Raw genomic sequence first — 12,176 nt, 5'->3', positions numbered from 1 at the left:
AGGATGTGCGTATGAACGCGCACACCTGGACGCAGACGCTGCGAGTCGACGAGGGATTCCGTCTCGCCGACATCGACCCCGACGCCAAGCCCGGATACGACCACGGCAAGTCCCGCGGGGTCTCCGACCTCGCAGCCGGGCTCACCGACCTCAATGTGCTGCAGGAGCGGCTCTTCGCCGAGAGTCGGGCAGGGGTGGCGAAGGATGCGGTGCTGCTGGTGCTGCAGGCGATGGACTCGGCCGGCAAGGGCGGCATCGTGCGGCACGTCGTCGGCGGCGTCGACCCGCAGGGCGTCGCGCTCGCCGCGTTCAAGGCGCCGACGGCAGAGGAACGCGCGCACGACTTCCTCTGGCGCATCGAGAAGCGTCTGCCTGAACCGGGGTTCATCGGGGTGTTCGACCGCTCCCACTACGAGGATGTGCTGATCGGGCGTGTGCGCGAACTCGCCCCGCCGGACGAGATCGAGCGCCGCTACGACGCCATCAACGAGTTCGAGTCCCGGGTCGCGGCATCCGGCACCCGCATCGTCAAGGTCATGCTGCACATCTCACCGGAAGAGCAGAAGTCGCGGCTGATGGAGCGACTCGAGCGTCCGGACAAGCACTGGAAGTACAACCCCGGCGACGTGGACGAGCGGATGCTGTGGCCGCAGTACATGGAGGCGTACCAGGCCGTGTTCGATCGCACCTCGACCGAGGTGGCTCCGTGGCACGTGATCCCCGCGAACGCCAAGTGGTACGCCCGGCTGGCCGTGCAGGAACTGCTGCTCGCGGCCCTGGAAGACATCGACCCGCAGTGGCCACGTGCCGACTTCGATGTCGAGGCCGAGAAGAAGCGTCTCGCCGCCAGCTGAGGGTCGGCCGCGGTCAGGCCAGCGCGTCGACCAGGGGGCGGAACTTCACGCGCGTCTCGAGCAGTTCGCTCTCCGGGTCGGAGCCGGCGACGATTCCGGCGCCTGCGTAGGCCGTGACGCCGATCTCTCCCTGGCGCTCGGCGAACTGCGCGCAGCGCAGCGCGATCGCCCACTCGCCGTTGCCGGCGGCATCCACCCAGCCCACGGGGCCGGCGTAGCGCCCGCGGTCGAAGGGTTCGAGCTCGCGGATCGCGTCGATCGCCGCCGGTGTCGGCGTGCCGGCGACGGCGGCGGTCGGATGCAGTGCCCGCACCAGGTCGAGCGCGCTCTCCCCATCGGCCAGCTCGCCCTCGACGTCGGTGGCCAGATGGAACAGATTCGGCAGCTTCAACAGGAAGGGCTGCTCGCTCGCCGCCAGCGCCCGGGTGTGGGATCGGAGCGAGGCGAGCACGCTCTGCACGGCGTACTGGTGTTCGTCGAGGTCTTTGACGCTCGACGCGAGGTGAGCGGATGCGGCGGTGTCGGCGTCGGCGTCCGCGCCACGGCCGATCGTCCCCGCCAGCACCCGTGCGGTGACGGTTCCGTCGTGCACGGTGACGAGCGTCTCCGGGCTCGCACCGATCAGCCCGTCGACGGCGAACGCCCACGTGTCGGGGTAGCCGGTCGAAAGGGCACGCACGAGCCGACGCAGGTCGGAGCCTGCCGGGATGCTCCCGGTGAGGTCGCGGGCCAGCACGACCTTGCTCAGGTCTCCGTCGGCGATGCGGGCGAGGGCGCGGCGCACCGAATCCTGGTATCCCTGCGGGCTCTGCGCTCCGGGGCCGACGGTGCCGGCCCAGTGCGGGCCGTAGGGCTGGGTGACGAGCTCGTCACGGTCGTCCGGAGCACCGGCGAGGCGGAGCGTGGTGCGCCAGAACCGGTCGCCGTGTCGCCCCACCACCTGCGTGGGCACCACGAGCACGCTGTCCGCGGCCGAGTCCTCGTCGAACGCGAATGCCCCGAAGGCCACGAGCCCCGTGCCCGGGAGGCCCATCGGGTCGGAGATCTCAGACTGCGCCGCCATGGTGCGCCAGGCAGCCGCGAGGGTCTCGACGCGTGACGTTCCGGCTTCGACCGCGGGACGGATCTCCGTGAGCGGTCGGCCGACGGCGACGATCCCGTCTCCGCGGCGCAGCCAGGCAAGAGGGCGGGCGGGGTCCGCGTAGGCCAGGAGGTCTTCGACCGGTTCGATCTCGCGGGTCTCCACGACCAGGTGGGTGGTGTGCACGCCTCCAGCCTATGCCGCTCAGGGCGCATGGATCCGCGTGGTCGTAGGGTGAGCGGATGAGCGACGCACGTCCCGCACCCGGCACCGAGATGGTCTTCCAATGGCGCAAATGGGATGGCTCGCCGCACTGGCGGCACGAGTGCGTCTATCTCGGCGCCGACGAGTGGGGTGACTGGATCGGGCAGCCCGTCGGATGGCACAGTGTGCGCCCCGGCGCCGAGTTCCACGCGGGCGGTCCGAACGTCACCCTGGTCCCGGCGAGCGGTGACCATGCGCTCACCGTCAATCGCCGTCACCGCAAGGGCATGCGCATCTACATCGATCTGGGGTGGGACATCGGCTGGTCCGATGATCCGCTGCTGGCGACCGGGATCGACATGGACCTCGACGTGGTGCGCGTGGAAGGGGAACGGGGAACGTGGGTCGACGACCGCGACGAATGGGCCGACCACAGTGCCCGTTACGGCTACCCGACCGATGTCATGGCGCATCTGGAAGCCCTCGCGCTCGACCTCGAGGAGCGGGTGCGGGCCCGGGTCGCGCCGTTCGACGATGCGACCGCCGATCCCTGGCTCGACCGCCTCGAAGCGCTGGGCCTCGCGCCTAGACTGAACTCGTGACCTCGAACGAGAAGAACCGCGCCGATCTCGGCAAGGACCCCGCCCGCGTCAGCGGCATGTTCGACCAGGTCGCCGCAGGGTACGACCGGACGAACACCGCGATGACCTTCGGCAACGACGTGCTGTGGCGTGCGGCGACCACCCGAGCGGTCGCTCCGAAGCCGGGGGAGCGGATCCTCGACCTGGGGGCGGGCACGGCCTCGTCGTCGGCGTCCCTTGCGCGGAGCGGTGCCGAGGTGGTCGCGGCCGATTTCTCTCCCGGCATGCTCGCCGAGGGCGAGCGCCGGCACGGCGCCATGCGCAACCTGTCGTTCGTGCAGGCCGATGCCACGGATCTTCCGTTCCCGGATGCGACGTTCGACGCGGTCACGATGTCGTACGCGCTGCGCAACGTGAACGATCCGAAGAAGGCGCTGAGCGAGCTCTACCGCGTGACCAAGCCCGGAGGGCGACTCGTGATCAACGAGTTCTCGACCCCGCCGGGAAAGCTCTTCCGCAGTGCCTACCGCTTCTACAACGCCCAGGTGCTCCCGCGGGTGGCCCGCGTCGCCGGTACGAACGGCGACGCCTACGACTATCTGAACGAGTCGATCCGCGAGTGGCCGGACCAGAAGCGGCTCTCCGCCTGGATCCGCGAGGCGGGCTGGAGCGACGTCGCCTACCGCAATCTCTCGTTCGGCATCGTGGCCCTGCACAGAGCGCGCAAGCCGGAGTGAGTCTCTCGGGCGAAACCTCGACATCCGACGAAGGTAGGCTGAGAACGTGACTTCGAGCCCCATCGCCCCGGGTTCGCGACTGGCGAGCCGTCTCGGCTTCAGCGATCGCGTCTTCATCGGCCCTGCCGCCCGACGTGTCGCGCGCGCCATCGAAGACGGGCTGGAGCTCGTCGAGACCGGCCTGGCCGACGACGTCCGCGTCGCCGACCCGCTGGCCGACGCCGCCAGCCGTTACCTGTACGAGGCGGGCGGCAAGCGCATCCGTCCCGTGCTCACGCTCCTCGCCGCGCAGCTCGGCGACGGCAACACCACCGAGGTCATCGACGTCGCGAAGGCCCTCGAGATCACGCATCTCGGCTCGCTGTACCACGACGACGTGATGGACGGTGCCGACCGCCGCCGAGGGGTTCCCGCCGCGCATGCCGTGTGGGGCAACAACATCGCGATCCTCACGGGCGACATCCTGTTCTCCCGCGCCAGCCAGCTGATGTCGCGGCTGGGGGAGCGTGCCATCCGTCTCCAGGCCGACACGTTCGAGCGTCTGGTGCTCGGTCAGATGCACGAGACCCTGGGACCGCAGGACGGCGACGACCCGATCGAGTTCTACATCCAGGTGCTCGCCGACAAGACGGGCTCCCTGATCGCCGCGGCCACGCAGGGCGGGGTGATCTTCTCCAACGCTCCCTCGGAGTACGAGGAGCCCCTGCGCGTGTACGGCGAGAAGATCGGAGTCGCGTTCCAGTTGCTCGACGACGTGATCGACCTCTCCGCGAAGCCCGAGGAGACCGGCAAGGTGCCGGGCACCGACCTGCGCGCCGGCGTTCCGACGATGCCGTATCTGCTGCTCAAGGCGGAGGGGGACGAGGCGTCGATCGACCTCGCGGCGCGCATCGATGACGGCGTCGCCCTCATCGCCGACGGCGCGGACCCGGCCATCCTCGACGGCCCGTTGGACGAGTTGCGCGACCACGTCGTGACGCAGAAGACCCTCGAGCTCGCCCACGCGTGGACGCGCGACGCCGTCGACGCTCTCCGACCTCTCCCGCGCGGAACCGTGCGCGAGGCGCTGACCCGATTCGCTGAGACCCTCGCCGAACGCTCCAGCTGACTCCGCGCGGCGGCCCTTCGGGCCGCGGGCACCGGCTGCGACGGCATACGAAAGGACCTCCCATGACCAAGCTCAGACTGGCCATCGTCGGTGCGGGCCCCGCCGGCATCTACGCGGCGGACATCCTGCTGAAGGCGGAGCGCAAGTTCGACGTCTCGATCGACCTGTTCGAACAACTCCCCGCGCCGTACGGACTGGTGCGCTACGGCGTCGCCCCTGACCACCCCCGTATCAAGGGCATCATCACCGCCCTTCGCGACGTGCTGGACCGCGGTGACATCCGCCTGTTCGGCAACGTCCGCTTCGGCGAGGACATCACCCTCGAAGACCTCAAGAAGCACTACAACGCGGTGATCTTCGCGACCGGTGCGATCCGTGACACCTCGCTCGACATCCCCGGCATCGATGCCGTCGCCTCGTACGGGGCGGCGGACTACGTCAGCTGGTTCGACGGCCACCCCGACGTGCCGCGTGAATGGCCGCTCGACGCCGCTTCCGTCGGCGTGCTCGGCAACGGCAACGTCGCGCTCGACGTGGCCCGCATGCTGGCCAAGCACGCGGAGGACCTGCTCGTCACCGAGGTGCCGGCCAACGTCTACGAGGGCCTCAAGGCCAGCGAGATCACGGATGTGCACGTGTTCGGGCGGCGGGGGCCGGCGCAGGTCAAGTTCACTCCGCTCGAACTGCGCGAGCTCGGCGAGCTGCGCGACGTCGACATGGTCGTCTACGACGAGGACTTCGACTACGACGATGCCGCCAAAGACGCCGTCGCCAGCAACAAGCAGGTCATGGTCATCGATCGCATCCTGCAGTCGTGGCGCAAACGGGATTCGGTCAACAACGCGGGAGGCACGGCATCGCGCCGTCTGCATCTGCACTTCTGGGCGAAGCCGGTCGAGGTCCGCAAGGACGAGAACGGTCGCGTCGCGGCTCTCGTGTACGAGCGCACCCGGCCCGACGGCCAGGGTGGCGCGGTCGGCACCGGCGAGTTGCGCGAGGTGCCCCTGCAGGCTCTCTACCGTGCCATCGGCTACTTCGGATCCCCGCTTCCCGGCGTTCCGTTCGACAAGAAGCACGGGGTGATCCCGAACCGCGAGGGCCAGGTCCTCGCGAAGGACTCGAACGACCGCGTGCCCGGCATCTACGCGACCGGATGGATCAAGCGCGGCCCGGTCGGGCTGATCGGGCACACGAAGTCCGATGCGATGGAGACCGTGCGCCACATCATCAACGATCAGGGTTCCTGGTGGCACCCGGAGGACCCCTCGGAGGAGGCGATCGTCGAACTCCTGCAGGAGCGCGGTGTGCGCTGGACCGACCTCGATGGCTGGCACCGCCTCGACGAGCACGAGATCGCTCTCGGTGCCCCGGAGGAGCGCGCCCGCGTGAAGGTGGTCCCGCGCGACGAGATGGTCCGCGTCTCGCGCGGCGAATAGCGCGGTCGCGGTCGGCCTTCCCCCGAGCGGTCGCGCTCTCGGCTAGCCTGGCGACGACGGGGGAGGAACGCATGGCCGAGTGGATCCCTGATGTCCTGGGCGACGAGTTCGAGCAGCTGACACTCGATCTCGGCACGGACGATCAGGGCCCCGTGGTGGCGACTCTGGTGCGTGCGCTGCCGAAGAGGCCCGGTCTGTGGGCGCGGGCGAGCGGCAATCGTCCGCCTCTCGACGGAGTCGATGTGCTGTACGTGCACGGCTGGTCCGACTACTTCTTCCAGAAGCGGCTCGCTCGATTCTGGACGTCTCGGGGGGCCCGCTTCTTCGCCCTCGACCTGCGGAAGTACGGTCGCAGCCTCCGCGACGGGCAGACCCCGGGCTACATCGCCGACCTCGCCATCTACGACGAGGACATCGGGGCGGCGCTGGATGCGATGGGTCGAGGTGAGGGCGGCCTCGAATCCGATCGACGACTCGTTCTTCTCGGGCATTCCACGGGCGGCCTGACGTTGAGCCTGTGGGCTTCCCGGCACCCGGGCGCGGCCGACGCGGTGATCCTCAACAGCCCCTGGCTGGAATTCCAGTTCGCGCCGGCGAGGGCCGCGATCGCGCCGATGGTCGAGCTGCAGGCGCGTATCCGGCCGATGGAGGCCGCACCGCAGATCGACCTCGGCTTCTACACCCGCGCGCAGCAGGAGGTCGCCGATCCGGACGACCCGATGGAGGTCAACCCGGTGTGGCGTCCCGCGCAGACCATGGCGGTGTACGCGGGGTGGCTGCACGCCGTGCTCTCCGGGCACAAGACGGTGGCCGCGGGGCTGTCGATCACCGCACCGGTATGTGTATTGCTCTCGGCACGATTCGTGCCGCCGACGCGCTGGTCGAACGATCTCACCTCCGCCGACTCGGTGCTGGTGGTCGACGACATCGCGCGTGCGGCACTCCGCCTCGGTCCCAGTGTGACCGTCGAGCGCATCGACGGCGCGCTCCACGACGTCTTCCTCTCCCGACACGACGCGCGGGAGGACGCCTACCGGCGCTTGGACAGATGGGTCACGGGTTGGCGCGCGGCGCTGTGACGGGGCTCACAGGTAGTACATCGCCCTGACCAGGCGTTCGGCTCCATCGCCGTCGGCATCGCGCACGGCGTCGCGGAAATCGTCGTAGACCTGCCCCATCCGCGCCCGATCGGACGCGGGAACCACCCAGTCCCGAAGGTTGCGGAAAAGCACCATGCTCGCATCGTCGATCAGTGTGCGATGCTGCTCGTTGCCGCTGTGCGAGCCCAGGTACGAGAACACGGCCCAACGGGCGCCGGAGGTCGTCGCCAGGTCGTCCAATGACGCATTCATCGCGGCGACGAGCGTGATGACATGCTCGCGCTGAGCCGCCGTGAGCCTCGGCACCGCCAGTCGCGCCGCGATTCCGGCCTGATACCCCGCGAACTCGAGCGACTGCGCCATCGTCTCGGGCGTCACCGCCGTGACCTCGGTGTACCGGCTCGGGTACATCGTGACCATTCCCAGTCGCTCCAGGCGCTGAAGCGCCTCTCGAACAGGTGTGCGCGACACATGCAGCTCTTCGGCGACGTCGACATCGCGGATGCGCTCACCCTCTGCCAACGTGCCGTCGATGATCTGCCTTCCGATGTGGTGGAAGACCTCCTCGGCCAAGAGCTGCTTGCTCTCTCCGATGTTCGTCGATCCGATACTCGCCATGGACCTGCCCCCAGTTGTCCTTCTGATCCCGAGCGCCCCATGATTCGCCCGGGAGGGCAACTACATCATGAAGTCGCATCGGATGCCAACAGCCCCACCCGAGTCCGCGAACCGCGTGGGGGCGCGCAGCGTGACTCAGGTGGGCTCTTCTTACTCGCGGTCTTCTTGCTCGCGGTTCCGTGGCCGGCGGATGCAGGGCATCCGCCGGCCACCGAAGACGCGAGCGCATGGAACTGCCGCGGCCTCGTCCCCACGAGGGCAAGCTCGCAATCCCGAGATCGCGTAGCCCTACGACGGCAGTGCGTCATGCGGCGTTCGCGTCATCGGTCGCATTGAGTCGACCACTCCCAGTCTTGGGCACCGCAACCCATATATCGGTATGCAATCCAACAATGACGAGAGAGGGGGCCGAGTGCGCTGCACCCGACCCCCTCCCCGCGACGTGTCGCGGCGGCTTACCGGTAGTTGATGAACTGCAAGTCGAGATCGAGGTCGGCACCCTTGAGCAGTGCGATGACCGACTGCAGGTCGTCCCGGCTCTTGGACTGCACGCGCAGCTCGTCGCCCTGGATCTGGCTCTTCACTCCCTTGGGGCCCTCGTCGCGGATGATCTTGTTGATCTTCTTCGCGTTCTCGGAGGAGATGCCGTCCTTGAGCGTCGAGACGATGCGGAACTCCTTGCCGCTGGCGAAAGGGTCGCCCGACTCGAGGCTCTTCAGGGAGATGCCCCGCTTGATGAGCTTGGACTGGAACACGTCGAGCACGGCCTTGGCCCGCTCCTCGGTGTTCGCGATGATGAGGATGCTCTCGCCGCTCCAGGCGATCGACGCACCGGTGCCCTTGAAGTCGTAGCGCTGCTCGATCTCCTTGCGGGCCTGGTTCAGGGCGTTCTCCGCCTCCTGGTGGTCGACCTTCGAGACGATGTCAAATGAACTGTCAGCCATGGTTTCATCCTACTCAGGGGCTCAGCGCGTACACATTGTCGGAGATCCGGGTGGCTCCGTCCGGGGTGGGATAGTCGTCCGGAACGGTCACGAGATGGCCGGCGGGGCCGCTCATCTCGACGGGGCCGCCTTCGCTGCCGCACCCCATGATCCCTGCGGTCTCGTCCCGGTAGGCGAGTATGCAGACAGAGCCCTGATCCAGCCCGCGCAACAGCCAGAGCGAGCTGCCGGAATGCTCGCCGACGTACCGCGCCGACGAAAGGTCGGCGATGTCTGCGGGGTCCTGCTCGATGAACGCGTCCGGAAGGGCGTCTGCGCCTTCGGCTTCACGGTCCAGAACGGCGTAGCCGGTGGCGAACGCGGTGCACCCGCTGAGGACAGCAGCGGAGAACGCCAGGACGATCCCTGCCGTCATCCGCGCGATGCGAAGCGAACCATCAGCCATGTCGGCAGTCTACGGGGCGACCTCTTCTCTGCAGGTGGAAGCGTTTTCACACCTGACGGGCACCCTTCTCTCGGTCACGGGTTGATATCGACGCCCACTCTCATTGCAAACAGCGTCGATTTCGATGCATACTGTAAGCGCTTGCAGTCCTTGCAGGTGATCAGCACTGAGAGAGGCACACACCAATGAAGGTGAACAAGAGGGGCATCGTCGCCGCGGGCGCGATCGCCATCGTTTCGACTCTGACGCTTGCCGGCTGCTCCACGGGGACCAGCAGCGACGACACCTCGGGCTCCGACGACAGCGGAAAGCTGGTCGTCTGGGTCGATGCCGAGCGCGTCGATGCACTGCAGGGCGCGGCAGACGCCTACCAGGAGAAGACCGGCGTCAAGGTCGAGCTCACGGGCAAGTCGGTCGACGACATGAAGGACGACTTCATCCAGCAGGTCCCGACCGGCAAGGGCCCCGACATCGTCATGGGCGCGCACGACTGGCTGGGCGAGCTCTCCACGAACGGAGTGGTCGCGCCGATCGAGCTGGGTGACAGCTCCGAGGACTACCTCCCCGTCGCCCTGCAGGCCGCCACCTACGATGGCACCGTCTACATGCTTCCGTACGCCGTCGAGAACATCGCGGTCCTGCGCAACGCCGATCTCGTTCCCGCCGCCGCGACCAGCTTCGACGACATGGTCTCGAAGGGCACGTTCGTCGTGGAGCAGGGCACCGAGGGCAACCCGTACCACCTGTATCCGTTCCAGACCGCTTTCGGGGCCCCGGTGTTCGGCACCGATGACACCGGCAGCTACGACTCCACCGACCTCCAGCTGGGCAGTGAGGGCGGCTTCGCGTTCGCCGACTGGCTGGGCGCGCAGGGCGCAGCGGGCGTGCTGAACACCGACGTCGACGGCGAGATCGCCAAGCAGCAGTTCCTCGACGGCACCGCGGCCTTCTGGCTGACCGGTCCGTGGAACGTGGGCGCGGCCACCGACGCGGGCATCAACGTCGCGATCGACCCGATCCCGAGCCCGACCGGTGAGACCGCCTCGCCGTTCGCCGGCGTCAAGGGCTTCTTCGTGAGCTCCGAGTCGAAGAACAAGGTCGCGGCCAACGACTTCCTCGTCAACTACATCGGCACCGAAGACGTGCAGCTCGAGCTGTTCAAGGCCGGCAACGTCCTGCCCGCGCTGACCGCTGCCGCCGACACCGCGGCTGCCGATCCGATCATCGCCGGCTTCCAGGCCGTCGGCGCCGACGCCGTCCCGATGCCCGCCATCCCGGCCATGGGTGCGGTCTGGCAGTACTGGGGCGTGGCCGAGGCCGCGATCATCAACGGCGAGGACCCGACGACGACGTGGCAGAAGCTCGTCGACGACGTGACCGCCGCGATCAAGTAACAGCCAGAACACTGACTCTGCCGGGGTGGGCGTCTTCGTCCGCCCCGGCAGGATCATGACGAGGACGACATGACAGACACCGACGAGCGCACAGCTCCTCCGACCAGACGCCAGCGCCAGGCCGCGAAGATCGCGGAGGCCGCATCCGGACCCATCGGCTGGATGCTGCTGAAGATCCTCCTGCTGGCGGTGGTCGACGCGATCGCGCTGTATGCGGCCTTCGTGCTCTTCGCCCACCAGGAGTGGTTGATCCTCGGCATTGTCGTCGTGGTCGCCGTCCTCGTCAACTACATCTACTTCTCCCGCAAGCGCATCGCGGCGAAGTACCTCACGCCGGGCATCATCTTCCTGGTCGTGTTCCAGGTCTTCACCCTGCTCTACACCGGTTACATCGGGTTCACGAACTACGGCACGGGTCACAACGGGACCAAGGACCAGGCGATCTCCTCGCTCCTCGCATCGGCCCAGGAGCGGGTCGAGGATTCGCCGACCTACCCCGTCACGGTGGTCGAGCAGTTCGGCACCTACGGGCTGCTCGCGACCGATCCGGAGTCCGGCGACGCGCTGCTCGGCACCGCGGAGCAGCCCCTGGAAGAGGTCGACGCCCGGTTCGAGGGCGGGAAGGCCGTCGCGGTCGACGGCTGGACCACGCTCCCGCTCGCGACCGTCTTCACCCTCTCCGAAGAGCTGGAGAAGCTCTCGGTCCCCTTCAGTGATGATCCGAACGACGGCAGCCTGCGGGCTCCCGACGGGCAGAAGGGCTACCTGTACGTCTCGACGCTCGAATACGACGAGGCCGCGGACACCATCACCGACACCACCACCGGCACCGTGTACGCGGACACCGGTGACGGAGCCTTCACGGCCGAAGGCGGAGAGCAGCTCCTCCCCGGATGGCAGACGACGGTCGGGTTCGACAACTTCGTTCGCGCGGTGACCGACTCGTCGATCCGCGGGCCGCTCATCTCGGTCACGCTGTGGACCTTCGCGTTCGCGCTGATCTCTGTCGCGACGACGTTCTTCCTCGGACTCCTGCTCGCGCTCGTCTTCAACAACACCCGCATGCGATTCCGCAACGGATACCGGATCATCCTCATCCTCCCGTACGCGTTCCCCGCGTTCCTCTCCGCGCTGGTCTGGGCCGGGATGATGAACGAGAGCTTCGGCTTCATCAACCAGGTGATCTTCGGCGGGGCCGCGATCCCGTGGCTCACCGACCCGGTGCTCGCGAAGGTGTCTGTGCTGCTGGTGAACCTGTGGCTCGGCTTCCCGTACATGTTCCTCGTCTGCATGGGCGCCCTGCAGGGCATCCCCGAGGATGTGAACGAAGCCGCGGTGATGGACGGCGCGAACCCGTGGCAGGTCTTCCGGCGGATCAAGCTGCCGCTGCTGCTGGTCACCGTCGCGCCGCTGTTGATCTCGTCGTTCGCGTTCAACTTCAACAACTTCAACCTGATCTACATGCTCACCAAGGGCGGTCCGCGCTTCAGCGACGTGTCGATCCCCGTCGGGCACACCGACATCCTGATCTCGATGGTCTACAAGGTCGCCTTCACGGGGCAGACGCGCGACTACGGTCTGGCGTCGGCCTTCACGATCCTGATCTTCATCGTGGTGGCCACGATCTCGATCATCAGCTTCCGCAAGACCAAGGCCCTCGAGGAGCTGAACTGA

The 12,176-nt window shown here is 67.7% G+C and carries 12 protein-coding genes; 8 read left to right on the top strand and 4 right to left on the bottom strand.

All coding sequences use genetic code 11. From position 1 onward, the window contains the following. The first annotated feature begins 11 nt into the window (after window positions 1–11). The gene (locus MST3598_RS14325) at window positions 12–854 is read left to right on the top strand and encodes a polyphosphate kinase 2 family protein (RefSeq protein ID WP_029258223.1); all 843 of its coding nucleotides are present in this window, start codon (window positions 12–14) and stop codon (window positions 852–854) included. A 13-nt stretch (window positions 855–867) separates the two neighbouring features. Here the strand turns inward: MST3598_RS14325 and MST3598_RS14320 are convergent, their stop codons facing one another. Next, window positions 868–2,121, bottom strand: a complete 1,254-nt coding sequence (locus tag MST3598_RS14320; protein ID WP_029258222.1) for an isochorismate synthase — start codon at window positions 2,119–2,121, stop codon at window positions 868–870. 56 nt (window positions 2,122–2,177) lie between these two features. Between MST3598_RS14320 and MST3598_RS14315 the strand changes: the two genes are divergently transcribed. The 5 genes from MST3598_RS14315 to MST3598_RS14295 all read left to right on the top strand — a co-directional run bounded on the left by MST3598_RS14315 (window position 2,178) and on the right by MST3598_RS14295 (window position 7,080). Further along, the gene (locus MST3598_RS14315; RefSeq protein ID WP_029258221.1) at window positions 2,178–2,741 is read left to right on the top strand and encodes a hypothetical protein; all 564 of its coding nucleotides are present in this window, start codon (window positions 2,178–2,180) and stop codon (window positions 2,739–2,741) included. Then, a complete protein-coding gene (locus MST3598_RS14310; protein ID WP_029258220.1) occupies window positions 2,738–3,457 on the top strand; it encodes a class I SAM-dependent methyltransferase in 720 nt (239 codons plus the stop codon). The genes MST3598_RS14315 and MST3598_RS14310 overlap by 4 nt, the downstream gene beginning before the upstream one ends. A 46-nt stretch (window positions 3,458–3,503) precedes the next feature. Beyond that, a complete protein-coding gene (locus MST3598_RS14305) occupies window positions 3,504–4,565 on the top strand; it encodes a polyprenyl synthetase family protein (protein WP_021201139.1) in 1,062 nt (353 codons plus the stop codon). 62 nt (window positions 4,566–4,627) lie between these two features. Next, complete coding sequence (locus MST3598_RS14300; RefSeq protein ID WP_029258219.1) at window positions 4,628–6,001, top strand: FAD-dependent oxidoreductase; 1,374 nt, start codon at window positions 4,628–4,630, stop codon at window positions 5,999–6,001. Between the two features lie 71 nt (window positions 6,002–6,072). Further along, complete coding sequence (locus MST3598_RS14295) at window positions 6,073–7,080, top strand: alpha/beta hydrolase (protein ID WP_029258218.1); 1,008 nt, start codon at window positions 6,073–6,075, stop codon at window positions 7,078–7,080. Window positions 7,081–7,086: 6 nt separating this feature from the next. Here MST3598_RS14295 and MST3598_RS14290 read toward each other — a convergent pair whose 3' ends face one another. From MST3598_RS14290 to MST3598_RS14280, 3 genes are all read right to left on the bottom strand, one after another. Further along, a complete protein-coding gene (locus MST3598_RS14290) occupies window positions 7,087–7,719 on the bottom strand; it encodes a GntR family transcriptional regulator (RefSeq protein ID WP_021201136.1) in 633 nt (210 codons plus the stop codon). 455 nt (window positions 7,720–8,174) lie between these two features. Further along, window positions 8,175–8,663: a YajQ family cyclic di-GMP-binding protein gene (locus MST3598_RS14285; protein ID WP_017829222.1), complete on the bottom strand. Its 489-nt coding sequence runs from the start codon at window positions 8,661–8,663 to the stop codon at window positions 8,175–8,177. A 13-nt stretch (window positions 8,664–8,676) separates the two neighbouring features. After that, complete coding sequence (locus MST3598_RS14280) at window positions 8,677–9,108, bottom strand: hypothetical protein (RefSeq protein WP_029258217.1); 432 nt, start codon at window positions 9,106–9,108, stop codon at window positions 8,677–8,679. Window positions 9,109–9,293: 185 nt separating this feature from the next. Between MST3598_RS14280 and MST3598_RS14275 the strand changes: the two genes are divergently transcribed. Next, window positions 9,294–10,502, top strand: coding sequence for a sugar ABC transporter substrate-binding protein (locus MST3598_RS14275; protein ID WP_029258216.1), 1,209 nt, complete (start codon window positions 9,294–9,296; stop codon window positions 10,500–10,502). Window positions 10,503–10,571: 69 nt separating this feature from the next. Then, on the top strand, window positions 10,572–12,176 hold the full coding sequence (locus tag MST3598_RS14270) for an ABC transporter permease subunit (protein ID WP_029258215.1): 1,605 nt from the start codon (window positions 10,572–10,574) through the stop codon (window positions 12,174–12,176).

Source organism: Microbacterium sp. TPU 3598, from assembly GCF_002356155.1.
In the GTDB taxonomy this organism is placed as follows: Bacteria; Actinomycetota; Actinomycetes; order Actinomycetales; family Microbacteriaceae; genus Microbacterium; species Microbacterium maritypicum_A.
This window is presented reverse-complemented; position numbering and strand designations above follow the sequence as displayed.